The sequence below is a fragment of the Streptomyces sp. HUAS MS02 genome (assembly GCF_055702265.1).
Genome location: NZ_CM146747.1, coordinates 2,443,170 through 2,465,548 on the forward strand (window position 1 = coordinate 2,443,170; position 22,379 = coordinate 2,465,548).

General features: G+C 72.4%; 16 protein-coding genes and 1 pseudogene. 4 read left to right on the forward strand and 13 right to left on the reverse strand.

What is annotated here, in order from left to right; all coding sequences use genetic code 11:
• The first annotated feature begins 129 nt into the window (after nt 1-129).
• Both ACZ9QC_RS10385 and ACZ9QC_RS10390 read left to right on the forward strand, forming a co-directional pair.
• Nucleotides 130-1,362 carry a trypsin-like serine peptidase gene (locus ACZ9QC_RS10385; protein ID WP_472919908.1) on the forward strand — a complete coding sequence of 411 codons (1,233 nt, stop codon included), beginning with the start codon at nt 130-132 and terminating at the stop codon, nt 1,360-1,362.
• A 233-nt stretch (nt 1,363-1,595) separates the two neighbouring features.
• The gene (locus tag ACZ9QC_RS10390; RefSeq protein ID WP_472919909.1) at nt 1,596-2,777 is read left to right on the forward strand and encodes a trypsin-like serine peptidase; all 1,182 of its coding nucleotides are present in this window, start codon (nt 1,596-1,598) and stop codon (nt 2,775-2,777) included.
• Between the two features lie 205 nt (nt 2,778-2,982).
• Here the strand turns inward: ACZ9QC_RS10390 and ACZ9QC_RS10395 are convergent.
• The 7 genes and pseudogenes from ACZ9QC_RS10395 to miaA all read right to left on the reverse strand — a co-directional run.
• Nucleotides 2,983-3,147: pseudogene (locus ACZ9QC_RS10395) on the reverse strand (DegT/DnrJ/EryC1/StrS family aminotransferase); the annotation flags it as partial.
• A gap of 292 nt (nt 3,148-3,439) precedes the next feature.
• The gene (gene hflX / locus ACZ9QC_RS10400) at nt 3,440-4,939 is read right to left on the reverse strand and encodes a GTPase HflX (protein ID WP_184900107.1); all 1,500 of its coding nucleotides are present in this window, start codon (nt 4,937-4,939) and stop codon (nt 3,440-3,442) included.
• Between the two features lie 222 nt (nt 4,940-5,161).
• The gene (locus tag ACZ9QC_RS10405; RefSeq protein WP_472919910.1) at nt 5,162-6,643 is read right to left on the reverse strand and encodes a M1 family metallopeptidase; all 1,482 of its coding nucleotides are present in this window, start codon (nt 6,641-6,643) and stop codon (nt 5,162-5,164) included.
• 109 nt (nt 6,644-6,752) lie between these two features.
• Entirely contained in the window at nt 6,753-8,918 is a 2,166-nt protein-coding gene (locus ACZ9QC_RS10410; RefSeq protein ID WP_472919911.1) for a RelA/SpoT family protein, read from the reverse strand.
• Between the two features lie 297 nt (nt 8,919-9,215).
• Complete coding sequence (dapF, locus tag ACZ9QC_RS10415) at nt 9,216-10,085, reverse strand: diaminopimelate epimerase (RefSeq protein WP_472919912.1); 870 nt, start codon at nt 10,083-10,085, stop codon at nt 9,216-9,218.
• Nucleotides 10,086-10,219: 134 nt separating this feature from the next.
• On the reverse strand, nt 10,220-10,744 hold the full coding sequence (locus ACZ9QC_RS10420) for a hypothetical protein (protein ID WP_472921651.1): 525 nt from the start codon (nt 10,742-10,744) through the stop codon (nt 10,220-10,222).
• A 108-nt stretch (nt 10,745-10,852) separates the two neighbouring features.
• Complete coding sequence (gene miaA, locus ACZ9QC_RS10425; protein WP_472919913.1) at nt 10,853-11,791, reverse strand: tRNA (adenosine(37)-N6)-dimethylallyltransferase MiaA; 939 nt, start codon at nt 11,789-11,791, stop codon at nt 10,853-10,855.
• Between the two features lie 181 nt (nt 11,792-11,972).
• Between miaA and ACZ9QC_RS10430 the strand changes: the two genes are divergently transcribed.
• Complete coding sequence (locus tag ACZ9QC_RS10430; RefSeq protein ID WP_472919914.1) at nt 11,973-12,260, forward strand: hypothetical protein; 288 nt, start codon at nt 11,973-11,975, stop codon at nt 12,258-12,260.
• A 23-nt stretch (nt 12,261-12,283) separates the two neighbouring features.
• The gene (locus tag ACZ9QC_RS10435; RefSeq protein WP_472919915.1) at nt 12,284-12,553 is read left to right on the forward strand and encodes an antitoxin; all 270 of its coding nucleotides are present in this window, start codon (nt 12,284-12,286) and stop codon (nt 12,551-12,553) included.
• Between the two features lie 61 nt (nt 12,554-12,614).
• Here ACZ9QC_RS10435 and ACZ9QC_RS10440 read toward each other — a convergent pair whose 3' ends face one another.
• The 6 genes from ACZ9QC_RS10440 to ACZ9QC_RS10465 form a co-directional block, all read right to left on the reverse strand.
• A complete protein-coding gene (locus ACZ9QC_RS10440; RefSeq protein ID WP_472919916.1) occupies nt 12,615-13,319 on the reverse strand; it encodes a class III extradiol dioxygenase subunit B-like domain-containing protein in 705 nt (234 codons plus the stop codon).
• 147 nt (nt 13,320-13,466) lie between these two features.
• Nucleotides 13,467-14,921, reverse strand: coding sequence for a tRNA (N6-isopentenyl adenosine(37)-C2)-methylthiotransferase MiaB (miaB, locus tag ACZ9QC_RS10445; protein ID WP_472919917.1), 1,455 nt, complete (start codon nt 14,919-14,921; stop codon nt 13,467-13,469).
• 125 nt (nt 14,922-15,046) lie between these two features.
• Entirely contained in the window at nt 15,047-19,699 is a 4,653-nt protein-coding gene (locus ACZ9QC_RS10450; RefSeq protein WP_472919918.1) for an FtsK/SpoIIIE domain-containing protein, read from the reverse strand.
• Between the two features lie 55 nt (nt 19,700-19,754).
• The gene (locus tag ACZ9QC_RS10455; protein WP_472919919.1) at nt 19,755-21,053 is read right to left on the reverse strand and encodes a hypothetical protein; all 1,299 of its coding nucleotides are present in this window, start codon (nt 21,051-21,053) and stop codon (nt 19,755-19,757) included.
• On the reverse strand, nt 21,050-21,649 hold the full coding sequence (locus ACZ9QC_RS10460; RefSeq protein WP_472919920.1) for a sigma-70 family RNA polymerase sigma factor: 600 nt from the start codon (nt 21,647-21,649) through the stop codon (nt 21,050-21,052). Before ACZ9QC_RS10460 ends, ACZ9QC_RS10455 begins: the two co-directional genes overlap by 4 nt.
• 354 nt (nt 21,650-22,003) lie before the next feature.
• Entirely contained in the window at nt 22,004-22,303 is a 300-nt protein-coding gene (locus ACZ9QC_RS10465; protein WP_467337179.1) for a hypothetical protein, read from the reverse strand.
• Between the last annotated feature and the right edge of the window lie 76 nt (nt 22,304-22,379).

Consider the following 22,379-nt stretch of genomic DNA (forward strand, 5'->3'; position numbering starts at 1 on the left):
GAAACAAGGGTGCGGAGCCGCGCGAATGACGTGTCGGCCCCGTACGAGGAGGCGGCCGACGCGCGGAGGAGTCGTGCGCTGTCTGTCTCGGCACCACAGATTCTCAACGCCCCAGGGGGAGTTCAGACCATGCGACCCATACGACCGCTCTTCACCGCTCGTCGTGGGAGGAGCACGCGCCGCAGAACCTCCCCCGTTCTGGCCGTGGTCGGCCTCGCCACGGTTCTGTCGTTGACGGCCACCGCGTGCGGCTCGGGGGACACCACGGCGAACGCCGAGGCGTCGGCGTCCGCGCAGGACAGCGGCAGCGGGGGCGACGGGAAGATCCGGATCCCGGACGACATCAAGGACAAGCTGAAGGAACACGGAATCGACCTCGACAAGTGGCGGGGCGGGGCCTGGAAGAACTGGGACAAGGACGACTGGCTGCGCGAGGCCGAGGACTACGTCAACCCGATCATCAAGGACCTGTGGGACCCGGACCGGATGCGGGACGCCGAGGAGCCGGGGAAGGAGGTCGACGAGGGCGACCTCACCGGTGACCAGGGCGTGACCGACCCGACGCCGGAGTCCGTCGACGCGAAGGCGGTGGCGGCTCAGTACCACGCGAACGTGCCTGAGGCGGGCAAGGTCTTCTTCGACGCGCCCGAGGGCACGATGGTCTGCTCGGCGACCGTGGTACAGGACCCGGCCAACCCGGGGAAGTCCAACCTCGTATGGACGGCCGGTCACTGTGTGCACGCCGGCAAGGCGGGCGGCTGGTACCGGAACATCGCCTTCGTGCCCTCGTACAACGACAGTGCCTTGGCAGCCTCGGAACTGAAGACGGCGACGAGGGAGGAGGTCGCTCCGTACGGCGTCTGGTGGGGCGACTGGGCGCAGACCTCGGACCAGTGGATCGAGCAGGGCGGTCAGACGGGCGGTGACGGGGCGCCGTACGACTTCGCGGTGATCCATGTGACGCCGGAGGAGGGCAGCGGGGGCAAGTCGCTGGAGGAGGTGGTCGGTTCGGCGCTGCCGGTGGACTTCGACGCGCCTGCCGTGCCGCAGGTGCAGAGCATCACCGCGACCGGCTACCCGGCGGGGGCTCCGTACGACGGCGAGACGATGTACCAGTGCACGGACAAGCCGGGGCGACTCTCGCTCGTCGAGGCCGACCCGACGATGTACCGCATCGGCTGCTCGATGACCGGCGGTTCGTCCGGTGGTGGCTGGGTGGCGGCCGGTTCGGACGGTGAGACCGCGTTGGTGTCCAACACCTCCATCGGTCCGGTGAGCGCCGGCTGGCTGGCGGGGCCGCGGTTGGGCAAGGAGGCCGAGGGCATGTACAAGGCGGTGAGCGACAAGTTCGCTTCGCAGTGACGCCGGGCCGGCCATAGGACGTCCGGCTGGGCTACGGAGCCCGGCCGACCAAGTGGTGCTCGGCGCGCTGGATCGCCGCGTCAAGAGGCAGGGCTGACCAGGTGGTGCCGCCCCAAGGAGGGGCGGAGGTGGGGCGGCGCACGGGAATCTCGGTCGCGCGCCCTCCGCCCGTCCCCCAGCGCCCCCGCATAGTGGGCGTGACACACGGATAGTTCCGACGGGGGTCGAGAACCATGCGTTTCTCATCTGGGCGGTACCACCTGCGCGCCGTGACCGGTTTCGTCGCGGCTCTCGCGCTGGCCGCGACCGCCTGCGGGTCGGGCGAGGGCGGCGCGGACGCCGAACCCGGCGCCGCCGCGTCCCGCACCGCCGACAGGGACGGTGACGGTATCCCCGACGTCCTCGCCGACAAGCTCGCAGAGCATGGTGTGGATGTCGACGACTGGAAGGGCGGGGGCTGGAAGGACTGGGGCCGGGACAAGTGGCTCGGTGAGGCGCAGGACTTCCTCAATCCCGTGATCGAGGACCTCTGGGACGCGGAGCGGATGCGCGAGGCCGGGGATCCGGGCAAGACCGTCGCGGCGCCGGACGCCTCCGCCGAACAGGGCGTCAGCGATCCGGTCCCGGCCCCTGTCGAGGCCAGGGCGGAGAAGACGCCGTACCACGAGAACGCCGGTCCGGTCGGGAAGATCTTTTTCGACTCCCCCGAGGGCGCGATGGTCTGTTCGGGGACGGTCGTCTCGGATGTGAACCATCCCGGCGAGTCCAACCTCGTGTGGACCGCCGGCCACTGTGTCCACGCCGGGAGCGGGGGCGGCTGGTACCGGAACATCGTCTTCGTCCCGGCCTACAACGACCTCGGCAGGTCCGAGGAGGAGCTCGCCGGGGGCGCGGCCGCCGAGGAGATCGCCCCGTTCGGACAGTGGTGGGCGGACTGGGCCGCGACCTCGGACGAGTGGATCGCGGGTGGGTCCGAGGAGGGCGGTGCCGGTGCCCCGTACGACTACGCGGTGCTGCATGTGCGGCCCGAGGCGGGCGGCACGTCCTTGGAGGAGACGGTCGGGGCGGCCCTGGATGTGGACTTCTCCGCGCCGTCCGCGTCCGAGGCCGCGACGGTGGGCGCCTGGGGGTACCCGGCCGCACCGCCCTACAACGGTCTGACCATGTTCCGGTGCGTCGACAGGCCGGGGCGGTTGTCCCTGGATCCGTCGCTGCCGACGATGTACCGGATCGGCTGCACCATGACCGGGGGTTCGTCCGGCGGCGGCTGGTTCCGGATGGTCGGCGGCGAGCCCCGGCTCGTGTCGAACACGTCGATCGGTCCGTCCGACAACACCTGGCTCGCGGGACCCCGACTGGGCGAGGGGGCACGGGCGTTGTACGACGAGATGAGTGACACGTACGGCGGCCGGTGAGCGCGTGCGGGGCAGCGATTGCGGTCCGGGAGGGCCGTCAGGCTGCCGTCGTGGTCGGTCCGGCGGCCCAGTCGCGCAGTCGACCCGCGTGGCGGGCCGGCCGGTCGAGCGCCAGGGGCAGGTACTCCTCGGCGCCGGGGCGGAGGTCCACATCCACGAGGACGGGGACTGCGTTGGTGTCCAGGACCGCGCCCGCCGTCCCCGGCCGGGTGAGTCCGGGGACGATGACCTCGTCGCCGGGGCCCAGTCCCAGGGCCTCGCAGGCGAGTTGCAGGGCGACGGTGCCATTGCTGACGGTCAGGACGTGGCCCAGGTCCCTCAGCGCGGCGAAGCGTGACTCGAAGCGGGCGCAACGGGTGCCGCCGTGCAGCCTCGTTCGGCTGAACCGGGCACGCGCCGGGCACCCCGCCTACGGCCCCGGTGAGCTGATCGCCGCCTACTACGGCGGACGGCGCCCGCTCGATGGCCGAGAGCGAGCTGGAGACCTCCCCCGGTCACGAGGTCAAGGAGGAGACCGTGTGGCGCGGGGGACGGACGGGGGATGTGCGGGGGATGTGCGGGGGCACCAAGCGGCCGGTGCCCCCGCGTACACCGAAGGCCCGCCCCTCGGCGGAGGGGGCGGGCCTTCGGGCATGCCTGGACGGGCGGGCGCTGCCGGACGGTCAGGCCGTGGTGGCCGACGGGACGTACGGTGCCAGGTCGGACGCCAGTTCCTCGTGCACCCGGGCCTTGAGCAGGGTGCCCTCCGGGGTGTGCTCCTCGGAGATCACCTCGCCCTCGGTGTGGGCGCGGGCGACGAGCTTGCCGTGGGTGTACGGCACGAGCGCCTCGATCTCGACCGAGGGGCGCGGCAGTTCGTCGTCGATGAGCGCGAGCAGTTCCTCGATGCCCTGGCCGGAGCGGGCCGAGACCGCGATGGAGCGCTTCTCGATCCGCAGCAGCCGCTGGAGCGTCAGCGGGTCGGCCGCGTCCGCCTTGTTGATCACCACGATCTCGGGGACGTTCGTCGCGCCCACGTCACGGATGACCTCGCGCACGGCGGCCAGCTGCTCCTCCGGGTCGGGGTGCGAACCGTCGACCACGTGCAGGATCAGGTCGGAGTCGCCGACCTCCTCCATCGTGGAGCGGAACGCCTCGACCAGGTGGTGCGGCAGGTGGCGTACGAAGCCGACGGTGTCCGCCAGCGTGTACAGCCGCCCGCTCGGGGTCTCGGCCCGGCGCACGGTCGGGTCGAGGGTCGCGAACAGGGCGTTCTCGACCAGGACGCCCGCGCCCGTGAGCCGGTTGAGCAGGGAGGACTTGCCCGCGTTGGTGTAGCCGGCGATGGCGACCGAGGGCACCTTGTTCCTGCGGCGCTCCTGGCGCTTGATCTCGCGGCCGGTCTTCATCTCCGCGATCTCCCGGCGCATCTTCGCCATCTTCTCGCGGATCCGGCGCCGGTCCGTCTCGATCTTGGTCTCACCGGGACCACGGGTGGCGAGGCCGCCGCCCTTGCCGCCGCCCATCTGACGGGACAGCGACTGACCCCAGCCTCGCAGCCTCGGCAGCATGTACTGCATCTGCGCGAGCGCGACCTGCGCCTTGCCCTCTCGGGACTTGGCGTGCTGGGCGAAGATGTCGAGGATCAGGGCCGTACGGTCGATGACCTTGACCTTGACGACGTCTTCGAGGTGGATGAGCTGCCCCGGGCTCAGCTCACCGTCGCAGATGACCGTGTCGGCGCCCGAGTCGAGGACGATGTCCCGCAGCTCGTTGGCCTTGCCGGAGCCGATGTAGGTGGCCGCGTCCGGCTTGTCGCGGCGCTGGATCACTCCGTCGAGCACGAGCGCGCCCGCGGTCTCCGCGAGGGCGGCCAGCTCGGCCAGGGAGTTCTCCGCGTCCCGCGAGGTTCCCGTGGTCCAGACACCGACGAGTACGACGCGCTCCAGGCGGAGCTGTCGGTACTCGACCTCGGTGACGTCCTCGAGTTCGGTGGAGAGGCCCGCCACACGGCGCAGGGCCGCGCGGTCGGAGCGGTCGAACTGGTCGCCGTCCCGCTCTCCGTCGATCTCGAAGCTCCAGGCGACGTCCTCTTCCATCAGGGCATCGGCCCGAAGACCTTCGGGGTTGTTCTGCGCGAAGGCGCGCTGTGCGGCCTGGGAAGGGGAAGAAGAGGAGGTCATTGGGTCCTTACGTCGATGGGGATGTCGCTAGGGATACCGAAGGGCGACGGATCTTCACGGATCCCGACCCGTCACCGGTGACAACGTCCGGGGTGTCCCGGGGATTCCCGGGGCGTGCCGTCGTCGACCCGAAGATGGTCGCACGGTACGCCCCGTCTCGTCACCCGGGTTATTTCCCGTCCGCGCGGGGGTCACACCCGCGCGGATCCCGGTCGGTCCCGCTCACCGCCGGGCGGCGGCCTCCACCGGTGCCGACTTCCAGTCGGGGTGCCCGGGCATGGGGGGTGTTCTCACCTCGTACAGCCAGGCGTGGAAGAAGTCTCCCAGGTCCCGTCCGGCGATCTTGGAGGCGAGTTCCCGGAAGTCGGCGGTGGACGCGACGCCGTCCCGGTGGACGGTGACCCAGGCCCGCTGCAGCAGGGCGAAGGCGGGGGCGCCGATCTCCTGGCGCAGGGCGTAGAGGAAGAGCGCGGCGCCGTCGTAGACGTTGGCCCGGAAGATGCCGATCTTCTGGCCGTCCTTGGGCTTCTTGGGCGCCGCCGGCGGGCCTCCGGCGGCGCGCCAGCGGTCGGACGCGCCGTACGCGGCCTTCATGCGCGCCTCCACCGTCCGGCCGGCAATCTCCTCGGCGTACAGGGCCTCGTACCAGGTGGCGTGGCCCTCGTTGAGCCACAGGTCGGACCAGGTGCGGGGGCTGACGCTGTTGCCGAACCACTGGTGGGCCAGCTCATGGACCATGATCGACTCGACGTACCACTTGGGGTACTCGGGCCGGACGAACAGCGCCCTCTCGAAGAGCGAGAGCGTCTGGGTCTCCAGCTCGAACCCGGTCTGCGCCTCCGCGATCAGCACCCCGTACGTCTCGAAGGGGTAGCGGCCGACCTTGTCCTCCATCCACTCGATCTGGGCGGGGGTCTTCGCGAGCCACGGTTCGAGCCTCTCGCGGTCCTTGGCGGGGACCACGTCGCGTACCGGCAGGCGGTGCGGTCCGGTGCGGTGCAGGACGGCGGAGCGGCCGATGGAGATCTGGGCCAGTTCGGTGGCCATGGGGTGCTCGGTGCGGTAGGTCCAGGTGGTGGTGCCGGGGGCGCGGTCCGTGCCGGTGGCGAGGCCGTTGGAGACGGCCGTGTAGCCGTCGGGGACGGTGACGCGGACGGTGAACATGGCCTTGTCGGACGGGTGGTCGTTGCAGGGGAACACGACGTGCGCCGCGTCCGCCTGGTTGGCCATCGCGAGTCCGTCGGCGGTCCGTACCCAGCCGCCCTCCACGTCGCCCGTGTACACCGGGTCGCTGGTGTGCCGCACGGTGATGCGGGTCCGGCTGCCCTCGGCGAGCGGCGCCTCGGGCGTGATCACCAGGTCCTCTCCCGCGCCGGTGAAGGCGGCGGGCGCCCCGTCGACCTCGACGGAGTCGACCTTGCCGTGGGTGAAGTCGAGGTTGATCCGCTCCAGCCGGGAGGTCGTCCGGGCGTCGATGGTGGTGACGGCGGTGAGCGGCTCGCGGTTGCTGCCGGGGTAGGTGAAGTCGAGATCGTACGACCGCACGTCGTATCCGGGGTTGCCGAGGTGCGGGAAGAGCCGGTCGCCGACGCCCAGCGGGGCGGCGGGCGACGGGGCGCTCGCGGCGATCAGGCAGACGGAGACGGCGGAGGCGAGCAGCGCGGCCTGGACGCGGCGGCTCCTGGGGCGTGGGGTGAGCGGCATGGACCACCGCTACCAGCGCGCTCCGGCTCCGCGCCGCCGACGCGCAGCGGGCCCACCCGAACGAGCGGCCCGGCCGTCCGCCGAGCCGCCCCGGCCCCTCCCGGTCCGCTCAGTACGCGGCCACGGTCTGGTGCTGGGCGCGGCCCACGTCGTACACGCCCGGTACGTTCCGCATGGCGCGCATCAGGGCCGGGAGGTGGGCGGCGTCCGGGAGTTGCAGCGTGTAGGTGTGGCGGACGCGCTGCTGGGTCGGGGGTTCGACGGTGGCGGTGACGATGTCGACGCCTTCGAGGGCGATGGCCTCGGTGAGGTCGGCCAGCAGGTGGGGGCGCTGGAAGGATTCGGCGACGAGGGTGACCCGGAATTCGGTGGTGTCGCCCCAGCGCACGTCGATCTCGGGGCGCCCCAGCCCCTTCATGCGTGTCACGGCGGCGCATTCGACGCGGTGCACGGTCACCACTCCCCCGCGCACGGCGAACCCGGTGACCTCGTCGGGCGGTACGGGGGTGCAGCAGCGGGCGAGGCGGACGGTCGCCTCGGGCCTGTCTGCGACGACCACGGCGCCGGCGGTGTCGGAGGTGGCGGCTGGCTCGTCGAGGGCGGGGCGCGGGGCGGGGGTCCCGTCCTTGCGGTCGCCGTCGCGTTCGTCCTGCTCGTCGGTGGCGGGTGACGGGTGGGTGGCGAGCCAGCGCTGGATGGCGATGCGCGCGGCGGGCGTGTGGGCGTGCTCCAACCACTCCCTGGAGGGCTCGGAGGCCGGGTCCTGACCCATCAGGAGCTGGACGGTGTCGCCGTCCTTCAGGACCGTGCTGAGCGTCGCCAGACGGCCGTTGACGCGGGCGCCGATACAGGCGTGGGCGTCCTCGCCGTACTGCGCGTACGCCGCGTCCACGCAACTGGCGCCCTCGGGGAGCCCCAACGTGCCCCCGTCGGGGCGGAACACGGTGATCTCCCGGTCCTGGGCGAGGTCCTCGCGCAGGGTCGACCAGAACATGTCGGCGTCCGGGGCCGCCTCCTGCCAGTCGAGGAGCCGGGAGAGCCAGCCGGGACGGGTGGGGTCGACGCGCTCGCCCTCGCCGTCGGCCCGCCGTCCGTCGGGTTGTTCCTCGGCGGGGGCGGCGTACGGGTTGCCGAGCGCCACGACGCCGGCCTCGGCGGCCTTGTGCATCTGGTGGGTGCGGATGAGGATTTCGGCGACCTGGCCGTCACCGCGCGCGACGGCGGTGTGCAGCGACTGGTACAGGTTGAACTTCGGTACGGCGATGAAGTCCTTGAACTCCGAGACCACGGGCGTGAGGCAGGTGTGCAGCTCGCCGAGGACGGCGTAGCAGTCGGCGTCCTCGCCGACGAGGACCAGGATCCGGCCGAAGTCGGTGCCGCGCAGCCGTCCGCGTTTTCGGGAGACGCGGTGCAGGGAGACGAAGTGGCGTGGCCTGATGAGGACTTCGGCCTGGATGCCCGCCTCGCGCAGCACGCCGCGTACCTCGTCGGCGATCTCGGCGAGCGGGTCGCTCTCCTGTGCGGCGTTGTCCGCGATGAGGCCACGGGTGTGGGCGTACTCCTCGGGGTGGAGGATCGCGAAGACGAGGTCCTCCAGCTCCGTTTTGAGCGCCTGCACGCCGAGTCGTTCGGCGAGGGGGATCAGGACGTCCCGGGTGACCTTGGCGATGCGTTCCTGCTTCTCGGGGCGCATCACGCCGAGGGTGCGCATGTTGTGCAGCCGGTCGGCGAGTTTGATCGACATCACGCGGACGTCGTTGCCGGTGGCGACGAGCATCTTGCGGAAGGTCTCGGGTTCGGCGGCGGCGCCGTAGTCGACCTTCTCCAGCTTGGTGACGCCGTCGACGATGAAGCACACCTCGGCGCCGAACTCCTCGCGCACCTGATCGAGGGTCACATCGGTGTCCTCGACGGTGTCGTGGAGCAGAGAGGCCGTCAGGGTCGTGGTCTCCGCGCCGAGTTCGGCGAGGATCAGCGTCACGGCGAGCGGGTGGGTGATGTACGGCTCACCGCTCTTGCGCATCTGACCGCGGTGCGAGGACTCGGCGAGGACGTACGCCCGGCGCAACGGCTCCAGGTCGGCGTCGGGGTGGTGGGCGCGGTGCGCCTCGGCGACATGGCTGATCGCGTCGGGCAACCGGTCGCGGGCCGTCGGGCCCAGGAGTGCGGCGCGGCCCAGACGGCGCAGGTCGATACGGGGTCGGCCCTTCCTGCGGAGCGCTGGTGGCGGCGCAGGGGCGGGCGATACGGCGGGGTTCGTGGCCTCCGCGCTCATGGGCACCTCCGGCTGCGTGGACCGGCGGACGGGTGCCCCAGGGCGTGCGGCGGCTCAAGGGATCGTGTCGTTCCCCCGTCCGTGCCGGTGCTTGATGCTACCGAGCCCATCACGCCCGTCCGACCGCCTCTCGCCGAGCGTGAAACGGATCACCCATTCGAGCGATGGTTCCGAGGTTTGCGTTTTCGGGCCACCCCACCGGAGTGGGCCATGGATTCGCACCCCTGGACGCGTGGCGGGCTTGGATCTTCACGGTGTTCGCGCCGCGAACACCGCCATACCAAGCCCTACCACACTTCAACGCGCCGCGTTTTCCAGCCAGTTGGCATCGATCTCGCCCTCGGCGACGATCACGGCGGGGCCGGTCATCTCGATCTCGCCGTCGGGCCGTTCGGTGATCACCAGGGTGCCGCCGGGCACATCGACGGTGTAGGTCGCCGGGGCGCCCGTAACCGCCGGGTCGGCGCCGTCGCGTCGGGCGGCGGCCACGGCGACGGCGCACGCGCCGGTGCCGCAGGAACGGGTCTCGCCGGAGCCGCGCTCGTGCACCCGCATCGCCACGTGCCCAGGGCCCCGGTCGACGACGAACTCGACGTTCACGCCGTCCGGGTAGGCGGAGGCGGGGCTGAAGGGCGGCGGGGCGTGCAGGTCGCCGGCGTGCGCGAGGTCGCCGACGAACGCCACCGCGTGCGGGTTGCCCATGTTGACGTTGCGCGCGGGCCAGCTGCGCTCGCCGACGCTCACGGTCACGTCCCCCTCGGGGAGGCGGGCGCGGCCCATGCCGACGGTGACGTCACCGTCCTTGTCGATGTGGACCTTCTTCACGCCCCCGCGCGTGGCGACGGTGAGGTCGCCCTCGGCGACGTGCCCGGCGTGCAGGAGGTAGCGCGCGAAGACGCGGACGCCGTTTCCGCACATCTCGGCGATCGACCCGTCGCCGTTGCGGTAGTCCATGAACCACTCCGCCTCGGCGGCCAGTTCCTTCGCCTCGGGATGCGCGGCGGAGCGGACGACGTGCAGCACGCCGTCACCTCCGATGCCCGCGCGGCGGTCGCACAGGGCGGCGACGGCGGCCGGGGGGAGATCGATGGCGTTCTCGGGGTCCGGGACGATCACGAAGTCGTTCTCGGTCCCGTGACCCTTGAGGAAGGCGATCCGCGTGCTCATTCCTCGATCGTACGGGAGCGCTCCGGCGGGGCGCCGACGGGAGAGCTTGCGGGTGGAGGGTCCGCGCGCGGGTCTGTTCGTGGCCGGTCGCGCAGTTCCCCGCGCCCCTGACGGGGCGCTCCGTGGGCGGGGCTCTAGCGGAGTCGGGCCACTCGCCAGACGGCCAGGAAGGCCACCGCTGCCACGACCAGGGCGTAGGCGAGGACGAGGCGCCAGTCCGGGCGGCGGCCGGAGCCGCGGGCGGGCAGGCCGGGCCACGTGTAACCGACCCGGCGGGCGGCCATCATGCCCCAGCCGGCCGCGGTGGCGCAGATCAGCAGTCCGAGCATGGCGACCACGGCGCCGCCGTCCCCGAACTCGAAGGCGAGCGGGAAGGCGAACATCAGGGAGCCGACCGCGGCGAGGCCCACGATCGGGGCGAGCTGCCAGAGGCGCAGCCTGCGCTGGGGGCGCAGCTCGACCTCCACCTCCGGACCGGACATCTCGTCCGGTTCCGGGCCGTCGTCGCTGACGCCGTCGGGGGTCTGGTCCTCCGGACCGTCGGGGCTCAGCGGATCACCTTCGGAATCCAGTGTGTACCCCTCGGTAACCAGCTGGTCCGCGTCCTGCGCGGTGCCCTGCTCCGTGCTTTGTGCGGTGTCGCGAGGGCCGGCCTCCATCGCCACGCGCCCTCCCAACTCGGACTCCACTTGGTCGATCGAAGCTCGATGATGGCACGCCCCCGGAGGCCGGGATGACCGCCGGGGCGACCCGATGCCATGACGTGATCAGGCTGTGACCGGTCGTTCGACCAACGCCAGTGCGAGCTGCGGGAGTTCCGTCAGGTCGGCGAGACCCCCCTTGAGCCAATGCACCCGCGGGTCGCGTCTGAACCATGAATCCTGGCGGCGCGCGAAGCGCTTGGTGGCCCGCACGGTCTCCGCACGCGCCTCGTCCAGGGTGCACCGCCCGGCGAGTGCCGCGAGGACCTGCTGGTAGCCGAGCGCGCGCGACGCCGTACGCCCCTCGCGCAACCCCTGCGCCTCCAGTGCGCGCACTTCTTCGACCAGTCCGGCGTCCCACATGCGGTCGACCCGGCGGGCGATGCGCTCGTCGAGTTCGGGCCGCGCCACGTCGACGCCGATCTGGACGGTGTCGTAGACCGCGTCATGGCCCGGCAGGTTCGCCGTGAACGGCTTTCCGGTGATCTCGATCACTTCGAGGGCGCGGACGATGCGGCGGCCGTTGCTGGGCAGGATCGCCTCGGCGGCCTCGGGGTCGGCGGCGGCGAGCCGGGCGTGCAGCGCGCCGGAGCCGCGCAACGTCAGCTCCTCCTCCAGGCGGGCGCGGATCTCGGGGTCGGTGCCGGGGAACTCCAGGTTGTCGACGGCTCCCCGGACGTACAGCCCGGAGCCGCCCACCAGGATCGGCCAGCGGCCGTCGGCGAGCAGGGCGTCGATCCGGGCGCGGGCGAGCCGCTGGTACTCGGCGACGCTGGCGGCGGCCGTCACCTCCCAGATGTCCAGGAGGTGGTGCGGGACTCCGTCGCGCTCCTCGGGGGTCAGCTTGGCGGTGCCGATGTCCATCCCCCGGTAGAGCTGCATGGAGTCGGCGTTGACGACCTCGCCGCCGAGGCGCTGGGCCAGAAAGACGCCCAGATCGGACTTGCCGGCCGCGGTCGGTCCGACGACGGCGATGACCCGTGGGGAGGGAACTGCGTTGCTCACCGACCCAGTCTCGCAAATGTCGGGGCCCGTTCTCTAACGAGCTACGTGACGCGGGGGAGCCGGAGTCGTTGCGTGTTGCGTGTTCGCAGCGCCGGTTTCGAGTGCCGGCGACCCGGATGACGCAATCGGACGCTCCGGGAGAGGGCGGGAATTAACCCGCATGATTAGCATTGAGGTTGATATGGGCGTTTTTTCACTGTTCCGTCGTAAGGCGAAGGACGCGGAAGAGGCCGCCGTGACGGCGCCCGAGCCGGACGCCGAGACGGAGGCGGAGGAGCCGGAGGAAGCGAAGGGAACCACCGAGGCCGCCCGGCCGGAGGCCGGGAGCACGGCCGAGGCCGAGGCGGAGGGCGACGCGGCCGAGCCGGCGGCGGAGGCCGTCGACGCGGCGGACGACGTGGAGATCCCCAAGCAGCAGACGGCCGATCAGGCGGCGGACAACGAGTCCAGTGAGAACGCCCGCAAGTGACTGCCCGCGCGGGAAGGTGAATCATGGGTCTGCTGCATAATTTGAAGTCCAAACTCTCCCCGGCCAAGGACAAGGTCTCGCACCTCGCTCAGAAGCACGAGGGCAAGATCCACCACGGCCTCGACAGGGCCGCTCACACGGTCGACAGGAAGACCAAGGGCAAGTACAGCGACAAGATCCAGTCGGGCACGGGCAGGGCCAAGCACGCCATGGACCGACTCGCGCACCACGAGGACGGTCACACGCCCCCGCCTCCGGGTGGCGGCGCCACACCCCCGCCTCCGGCTTCCTGAACGCGCATCTCGTCGGACGGCCGCGGAGCCTCGTGCTCCCGGCCGTCCGCCGTGTGCGGCTCTACGACCAGACGGCGACCAGGTAACCCACGCCGTACGGGGCGTCGTCGTAGAGCAGGCTGCCGGCCAGGCCCGAGCCTTCGGCGGCGCCCGCGAGGATCTGCCAGGGGGCGCGCCCGGAGGCCCGCAGCTCGCGGGCCAGCCCGGTGTCCAGCGTCTTCAGCGCCTCGATGTCGGCGTCGGCGAGCGCACGCGCGACCCCCGCGTCGAAACCGGCCGCGCGGTCGTCCAGGTACCCGGGGGCCTTGAGCGTGCGGCACGCGCTGGCGTCACCCATCACCAGCAGAGCCACCCGCTCGGCCGCCCCGGCGACCTGCCGTCCCACTTGGGTACACCGCTCGACGGCGGTCGGTTCCGCCACCCCGAGCCCTTCCAGCGGGGCGTCGGCCCAGTTCGTGCGGTCGAGCAGCCAGGCGGCGACGGCGAGCGAGGCGGGCAGGGCCGTCGTGTCGCCGTTCCCCCCGCGTCCGAGGCGGACGTCGAGGTCCACGCCGAAGCCCCGGAACGAGCCGCCCGAGCCTTCCGGATACGACGCGTCGCGCCCGGCGGGGCCCACGACCACCAGCCGGTCGGGCCGGGCGGCGGCGAGCACTCCGAGCGCGTCCGCGCACGCGTCCCGCGCCGTGTCCAGCTCGGGCGCGGCCCCGGCGGCCACCTCGGGCACGAGCAGGGGTGGACAGGGGCAGACGGCGGCGGCGACAAGCATGAGGCGCAGGGTACTTCCGCAGCCCAGGGGCGGCCCCTTCAGGGGCGCGGGGAACCGCGCGAACAACCCGCGCACCGGCAGCCCGCGAACAACCGTCACGACCGAGCGGAACTCGCTGCTGAGAAAGCCCGCTACCGAAGAATCCCGCTACTGAGGAACCCCGCACCCACCGGCGGTCGCCGCCGGCAGCGGCTCCGGAACCCCGATCTTCGGCAGCCCCAGCAGCACCCCGCCCGGCTTCTCCGCCGGAAGGGCCTGACGCTTCTCCCAGGCGTCGCCCGACCGGGTCCGCCGTACGTCCAGGACGGCGCCCTCGGCCAGCAGGTGGTGCGGCGCGGCGTACGTGATCTCGACGGTCACCACGTCGCCGGGGCGGACCTCCTGATCCGGCTTGGTGAAGTGGACCAGGCGGTTGTCGGGGGCCCGGCCGGAGAGCCGGTGTGTGGCGCCGTCCTTGCGGCCCTCGCCCTCGGCGACCATCAGCTCCAGGGTGCGGCCGACCTGCTTCTTGTTCTCCTCCCAGGAGATCTCCTCCTGGAGGGCGACGAGGCGCTCGTAGCGCTTCTGGACGACCTCCTTGGGGATCTGGTCCTCCATGGTGGCGGCCGGGGTGCCGGGGCGCTTGGAGTACTGGAAGGTGAACGCCTGGGTGAAGCGGGCCTCGCGGACCACGTGCATGGTCTGCTCGAAGTCCTCCTCGGTCTCGCCGGGGAAGCCCACGATGATGTCGGTGGTGATGGCCGCGTGCGGGATGGACGCGCGGACCTTCTCGATGATCCCGAGGTAGCGCTCCTGGCGGTAGGAGCGGCGCATGGCCTTCAGGACCGTGTCCGAGCCGGACTGGAGCGGCATGTGCAGCTGCGGCATCACGTTCGGCGTCTCGGCCATGGCCGCGATCACGTCGTCGGTGAAGTCGCGGGGGTGCGGGGAGGTGAAGCGGACGCGCTCCAGGCCCTCGATCCGCCCGCAGGCCCGCAGCAGCTTGCTGAACGCCTCACGGTCGCCGATGTCGGAGCCGTACGCGTTCACGTTCTGGCCGAGCAGGGTGATCTCGGAGACGCCCTCGCCGACCAGGGCCTCGATCTCGGCGAGGATGTCGCCGGTGCGGCGGTCCTTCTCCTTGCCGCGCAGGGCCGGGACGATGCAGAACGTGCAGGTGTTGTTGCAGCCGACGGAGATCGAGACCCAGGCGGCGTAGGCGCTCTCGCGGCGGGTCGGCAGCGTGGAGGGGAAGGCCTCCAGGGACTCGGCGATCTCGACCTGGGCCTCGTCCTGGACGCGGGCGCGCTCCAGCAGGACGGGCAGCTTGCCGATGTTGTGCGTGCCGAAGACGACGTCGACCCAGGGCGCCTTCCTGACGATGGTGTCCCGGTCCTTCTGGGCCAGGCAGCCGCCGACGGCGATCTGCATGCCGGGGCGGGCGGTCTTCATCGGGGCGAGGCGGCCGAGGTTGCCGTAGAGGCGGTTGTCGGCGTTCTCGCGGACGGCGCAGGTGTTGAAGACGACGACGTCGGCGTTGCCCTCCCCCGCGTCCTCGGGTGCGCGGACGTATCCGGCCTCCTCCAGCAGACCGGAGAGGCGTTCGGAGTCATGGACGTTCATCTGACATCCATAAGTACGCACTTCGTATGTCTTGACGCCCACTGCCTGACTCCGGTCGCTGCTGTTGGTCACTCCGTAAGCCTAAGGCAGCGCCCGGGGAGCCCTCGTCCCCAGGCGCCGCGGTCTCAGTGCTCCGCGTCGAGGACGGTCTCCGGGATCTGCACGTTGATCAGTTCGCCGGTGCGCTGGTCGACGGTGAGGCCCCGGCCGGGCTTGCGGCCGCGCAGGTGGGCGTGGGCGAGGCGGGCCCCGACGAAGTCGCCCTCCAGGATGCTCTGCGGGCCGAGGAGGACGCCCTTGCGGTGCCGTTTCAGGGCGCTCAGCCAGCCCATCGCGCCGGTCATGGTCTCGGCGGTGGCCGCAACGACGACGCCGATGCCGTGGTCCCGGCCGGACTGGGCCATGGAGCGCAGGTTCTGGTCGATGTCCGGCAGGACGAACAGGTCGGCGTCGTCCACCATGACCACCCGGGGTCCGCCGCCGGCCTCCAGGGCCTCGGTGAACTCCTCGACCGTGGGTTCGGTCGCGGTGATCAGCCGTACGCCGGGGTGGGTGCCCAGCGTCCGCAGAGGCGACTCGCGCGGGGCGAGGATCACCAGACGGGTGCCGGAGGCCAGCAGGGAGACGGCCAGGGCGGCCAGGGTCGTGCTGCGGCCGGAGCCGGGCGGGCCGACGACCGAGAAGGCGGGCGAGGTCTCCGCGAAGTCGACGCCGACCGGGGAGACGTCGTCGCCACCGAGACCCAGCAGGCCCCACATCGGCCGGCGGAGCTCCTGCCCCACCTTCTCGTAGGCGTCGGTGAACGTGACCTTCACCGGCAGGGTGCCGATGCGGGCGGGGCGGCGGTCGGCCGGGAGGCCGGCGTCGCGGCGGGTGGCCTCGGCGCCGATCCGGCGCAGTGCCTCGGCCTGCTCCTGGCCGGAGGCGCCGGGGGCGAGCAGGGCGACCTGGATCTCGGTGCCGCCGTCGGAGGTGAAGCCGCGGCCGGGGAGGACCAGGTCGGGGATGTCGCGGGCGCGCTTGCCGACGGCGTGGTAGTCGGTGCGGTCGTTCAGCCGCAGCAGCAGTTTGTTGTCGTTGAGGGCGGTGGCCCGGCCGGACAGCAGGGCGCGTTCGGAGGTGGCGACGAGGTGGATGCCCGCCGCGGCTCCTTCCCGCAGGAGCCGGTTGACCTGTTCGACCAGGCGTCCGCCGTTGTGGTCGGCGACGGCCTCGATCAGGGCGTCCCAGCCGTCGATGAACAGCATGACGTGGGCCGGGCGCTCCCCGGCGGCGACCACTTCACGCAGTTCGGTGAGGTTGCCGGCGTGGTGCCGGGTGAGCAGTTCCTGACGGCGCTCCAGATCCGTGTCGAGCCTGGCGAACAGGCGCTCCAGGCGCTCGATGTCACCACGGGGGACCACGGCTCCGGTGTTCGGGAGCACGCCCAGCGCGGTGAGCGCGCCACCGGCGAAGTCGATGCCGTAGAGGTGGACGTCGGCACTGGAGTGGGCGCGGGCCAGGGCTCCGGCCATGGTGCGCAGCACCTGGGAGCGGCCGGAGCGCGGGACACCGACGACGTACAGGTGTCCGAACTCGGCGAGGTCCAGCCGGACCGGCAGCTGCGCCTGGGCCTCGGGGATGTCCGACAGGGCCCAGGAGACCGGGGCCGGCCGGGCGCCGCCGGGCTCGTCCGGCTGGGGCAGGTCGTCGATCAGTACCTGCTGGCCGAGCGCGGGCAGCCAGGGGCTGGGCTGTGGCACACAGTCGGCGAGCCGAGCCGCCTCGGACAGGGCCTCCACCAGGGCGTTGAGGTCGGTGGGGGCTTCATCGGCCATCGGGTCCGACGGGTCCGTGTCCTGCTGCCCCTCGGGGGTTCCGGGCCGGGCGACGGCTCGGCCGAGGCGCTGCCAGTGGAGCGGGGTGCCCCAGATCCGGGCCTGCTCGGCGGCCTGCCGCTCCTGGCGGGCCCGGGTCTCGGCGGACGGTTCGGCGACGGGCCTGGGGGTGCCCGCGTACGCGGTCTGGAAGGGGACGACGGTGCCGTGGCCGAGCCGGGCGAGGGCGCGGCCGGGGGTCGCCGGCGAGATGCTGACGGCGTCCTTGGTGTCGATGACGTCCATGCTCTCCGAGGAGTCGGTGACCCGGAGCGCGATGCGCAGGTTGGTGTTGGCCCGGATGTCGGAGTTGACGACTCCGGCGGGGCGCTGGGTGGCCAGGATCAGATGGATGCCGAGGGAGCGGCCGCGCTGGGCGATGCCGACCAGGCCGGGGATGAAGTCGGGGATCTCCCGGAAGAGGGTGGCGAACTCGTCGATGACGATCACCAGCCGGGGCACGGGCGCCAGTTCGGGGGTCCGGCGGCGCATGCCCTGGTACTCGGGCAGGTCCTTGGCTCCCGCCTCGGCCAGGATGTGCTCGCGGCGGGTGAGTTCGGCGGACAGCGAGGTGAGCGCGCGCTGCACGAGGTGGCTGTCGAGGTCGGTGACCATGCCGAGGGTGTGGGGCAGGTCGACGCAGTCCTTGAAGGCGCTGCCGCCCTTGTAGTCGACGAGGACGAAGGTGAGTTCGTCGGGACGGTTCATCGTGGCGAGGGAGGCCACGAAGGTCTGCAGCAGTTCGGACTTGCCGGAGCCGGTGGTACCGGCGACGAGTCCGTGCGGCCCGTCCTTGACCAGGTCGAAGGCGACCGGTCCGTCGTAACCGGCGCCCAGCAGGACACCGGTGGAGGCCGGGCGGCGGGACCAGCGGGCGGTGATCAGTTCGGCGTCCGGCTGCGGCAGTCCGAGGAGTTCCAGCAGCCCCACCTCGCCGGGCAGGCCCTCGGAGGCGTCCGGGGTGACGTCACGGATGGGGGCGATGCCCCGGGCCGCGCGCTCGCACCAGTCGGGCTCGACCAGGTCGGGGCGGATGTCGGCGATGTCGGGCCGCCCGGTGCGGCGCAGGGTCAGCCGGTGGTCCTCGTGGCGGACGACGGCGGTGCACTCCTCCGGCAGGAGCCGTTCCTCCTGGTCCAGGCAGAGCGGGAAGATCCGGACGCCGGGGCCCTCCTTGAGGATCGCGACCACGCCCGGTACGTCACGCAGCCGACGGGCGCCGTCCATCACCACCAGGACGTCGGGCTCGCTCAGCAGCGCCTTGCTCATGGTGGACTCGGCCGCCCGCTGGCGGGTGCGCAGGGTGGAGACCAGTTCGGCGACGCGGTTGGCGACCGTCTCGGGGTCGTTGCCGATGAGGGTGACGGCACCGCCGCGGGTGCCGGGCAGGCCGTCGCGGGAGTGGGGCAGCCAGCGTGCCCAGTTCCAGGAGTCCTCGGAGCCCTTGTCGGTGAGGATGACGATCCGCAGGTCGCGCGGGGTGTGCAGGATGGCCGCCTGGGCCGTCATCCAGCGGGCCAGCGCCTGCACGGGTCCGGGCGCTCCGGCCAGTCCGACCACGCCGCTGTCGACCAGGCCGACGCTGACGGGGGCGTCCGGGATGGTCCAGTGGACGGCGGTGTGGTTGTCCTCGCGGGCCGTGTCGTCGATGCCGAGCAGCGACGGCTGGGGGGCGGTGCCGATGCGCAGGGCGAGGTGGTCCGGGTCGCCGCGCCGGCGCTCCCAGAGCCGTCGGCCGGGGCCGACCGCCCACAGTCCGGCGACCGCCGGGTCGGGCGCGCTCTCGGTGCGCAGCCGCCGCTCGCCGGCGACCTTCTCGCGGACGTCGTCCTCCAGGGAGGCCCGGCGCTGCCGGTAGACGCGGGACCGTTCCTCGTAGTCCTTGCGGGCCTGGCGTCGTCCGCTGAGGTAGTTCGCCGCCATCAGCACCGGCGAGAGGAACATGAAGATCAGATAGAAGTACGAGTTCCAGAACAGCATCATGGCCACGCCGAAGACCATCGGGGCGAGCGAGACCATCAGCGGGATCGGTCTGCGGGCCGGGGGGTCGGGCGGGCCGGGCAGCCGGAACCGCTCGGGTGCCAGATGGGGCAGGATGCGCGGCGGCCGGTTGTAGTCGAGGCCGCCGCCGCCCTCGGACGGCACCACGGCGGCGTCCCTCGGGGTCGGCTCGGTCAGCCGCAGCAGATACTCGCCGACCGACAACTCGGCCCCGACGGCCCACGGCTGCCAGCCCTCGGGGAGTGCCGGGCCCTCGGCGTCCTCCTCGGGCCCGCCGGTCTTCCCCTCCCCGTCCTCCTCGTCCTGTTCGTCCTGTTCGGCGAGGGGCAGCAGCGGGGTGTCGGGCCGTCCCCGGTGCTCCGGCGGCTCCGGGACGGACAGCCGCGCGGGCCCGCCCTCGCGGAGTTCCACGACGGCCGAGCCGTCCGGGCGCACGGTCACCCGGATGCCCTCGGACGGCAGGCCCCGGCCTTCGAGGGGCACGGCGGCGTCCTCCAGGGGGCCGATGCCGTGGGTGCCGAGGCCGAGGGGGTACACGCGTCCGGCGTCGGGGCCGCCCACCACCTGGAGTTCGACCACGGGGGCGTGGTCCGGCCGGTGTGGCTGCGGCATCGCGTCGCGCTCGGGGCCGTACGGGGTGACGGCCGGAGACCGGGGGGCGCCCAGGGCGACGACGCTGCCGTCCATGAGGCGTGTGTCGCGCAGCGGCGTGCCCGGTGCGAGGGGCTCGGCGCCCAGGAAGCAGGCGGGGGCCGGGCCGGACGCGGGGAACGGGCCGGAGGTCTCGTCGGCGTCCCCGGCGCGCAGCCGGGCCAGGTGCGCGGCGACGTCCTCGACGGGGGTGCTGCCGGACGCGGTGAGCAGAACGTCCTGGACGTCGCGGGAGTCGCCGCCGTCGATCGTGGTGATGAGGAGTTTCACTTCTCCCCTTGCGGGTGGTTCGGGGGCTGGGGGGTGGTGGGGGCAGGCCCCGTCGTCAGTCGTCCCTCGTGGTGGAGGAGGCCGCCGTGGGGCGGTCGCGGGCGGTGGCCGGCTCGGCGAGGAGGGCGGTGGCGGTGGTGGTGGCGGTCGCGATGGTGGGGTCCGCCGGGTGTTCCTGCAAGGGGCTGGCCTCTTCCAGGAGATCGGGGCGGGGCTCCTCAAGGCGGCTCGCGCGCGGGCGGCCCGTCGGCGACTCTCGGCGCAAGCGGCGCCGGTCGGCGCGGACGGCCGCCACGACGGCGCGGCCCAGGGGGCCCGAGTCGGCGTCCAGGTCCAGCTCCGGCGCGGTCACCCGGCCGCGGCCGTCCACCCGGAGGGTCCAGGCGTGCCCCGCGACCCGGCCGTCGACCAGACCGACGACGGCACCGGAAGCGGCGAGGGCGCCGAGCCTGCGGGCCTGGTCCGGGGTGGGGGCGGCGCAGACGACCACCGTGGTGGCGGCGCGGCCCTGCTCCCCGATCTCCTCGGGCTCCCGGACCCCGGCTGTCTCGGCGGCGCCCGTACCGCCCGGGCCGGGCGCCGTCTCCAGCTCCGTCAGCAGCGCGTCGAGGCGTCGGCCCCGGTGCTGCGGATGGACGCCGTCCGCGACGACGACCGAGGCCCCGCTGCCGGGCCGGTCCAGCTGGGCGGCGAGTGCCTGGAACAGCAGGGCGCGGGCGGTGGTGTCGCCCTCGACGGTGATCAGCCGTGGTCCGGCGGCGAGGTCGACGTGGACGCAGGCGTCGTCCGCCATGCCGACGGCGACCGGCAGCGGTCGGACCGCGCCGGCCCGGGTGCGGCCCGGCGGCAGCGCGTCCGCCTCGTCCAGCGGCAGCTCCCAGCGCTGCGGTCCGGGCTCGACGGCGGCCTCCCAGGGCGCGGGCGGTTCCGGCAGCCGGCGGGCGGCGATCTGCACGCAGGCCCAGCCGGGTTCGAGGCGCACGGCGTGCGCCAGGGCGCCGGGGACGTCCGCGAGGGCGGCCGCCGCCGCGTCGAACAGCCGTCGTACAAGCAGTCCGCCGCGTGGGTCGGAGAGTTGCCGGGCCAGGGCGCGGACGCCTCGGCGGTGGCGGCGGTAGGCGCGCAGCGGCTCGCCGAAGGCGCGTCGGGTGAGCGTCAGTTCCCGGCCGACGCTCCGCCGGAACCGGCGCCAGCCGCCCCGCTTGCGGATCAGGTGCCGCAGCAGCAGGACGAGCAGGATGAGGACGACCGCGGCGACGATGACGACGGTGAGCACCGAGTCGCCGGGCTTGCCGATCGCGACCAGCCGCCCGTGTGCCGTCAGGTGGGCGCCGGTCACGACGGGCCCGGTCATGCCGCCGCCAGGGCGTCTTCGGGGTGCCTGCGGCGCAGTTCCCGCAGCGCGTGGTGGGTGCGGGACTTGACGGTGCCCGGGGGGATGCCCAGGGCGTCCGCCGCGTCGGTACCGGTGCAGCCGAGGACGTAGACGTAGAAGAGGACCTCGCGGTGGGGGTGCGAGAGCCGGGAGAGGGCGTGGACCATGAAGCGGCGCTGGACGGCCTGGCTCATCGGGTCCACCGGTTCGAGGTGTCGGTCCAGGCTGTGTTCGTGCTGGATGTCGGTGTGCACCCGCTCGCGGCGGGACCAGTCGATCACCAGGTTGTGCGCCACCCTCATCAGCCAGGCCCGGGACGGCGACCAGCCGGGGGGCTGGCTCCCGGTGCTCAACCAGGCGCGGACCAGGGTCTCCTGGACGAAGTCCTCGGCCCGCGCGCGGTCACCCCGGATGAGGCTGGACACATAACGCAGCAAGGGGCCGTGGTGCTCGTCATAGAGTTTGCGAACGGAACCGTCGCAGGAGGCGGGCGAGGCCTCGCCGGTATCCGGGGTGCTCCCGGACACGGCGGAGCTGGGCGTAGGCGTTCTCATAGGTTCCCCCAGGGCCGGCATGGGTCTCTGAGCCGGTCCGGTCGGGCGCCGCGGCGGCGGCGTTGGCTGGGCAAGGGCTGAGCACGGGTACCCGGGTGACCTCACGGTTCATGGGTGGAAGGTGAGGTTCCGTTTGGAGTCTATGAGCGCTTCCCGATGTTTCAAGAGTTCCTGAGAAGAACCTGAGGTTACTGACGAGAAGGAAACATTCCTGGTGGATGACCTGGAGAAAGGACGACGTCCGACGGTTCGATCCGTCGAACCGTCGGGTGAGAAGCGACAGGGGCGCCGGTCCGGGGGAAGGACCGGCGCCCCTGCCCAAAGGGGGTCGGCGGAGGGGGAGTTGAGGGGGCCGACACCCTGCTTCGGGGTCGATCAGCTGGGGATGCCGCCCGCGATCTGCGCGTCGAGGTTGTTCACCGCGTTGCAGATGTCACGGAACTGCTTGGAGAACTGCGTGATGTTGTTCACTGCCTCCGTCAACGACTTGTTGAAGTTGGCGTAGGAGGTCTGCATCTTCGGGCTGGTGGCCGTCAGCAGCAGGCCGCCCTGGAGCAGGTTCTCCACATCGGCCTGCAGCGAGGACAGCTGGGGGACCAGGGTGTCGCTGACGGCGGAGTCGAGCTTCTTGGCCGTGCTCTCGACTTCCTCGTCGTCGATGACGTTCTTCGGCATGGTGCACCTCGTTCTCTGTTGACGGACCCGGCAGCGCCGGAGGGGCGCGCGGGAGCTTCGGGGCGGGGCGTGGCGG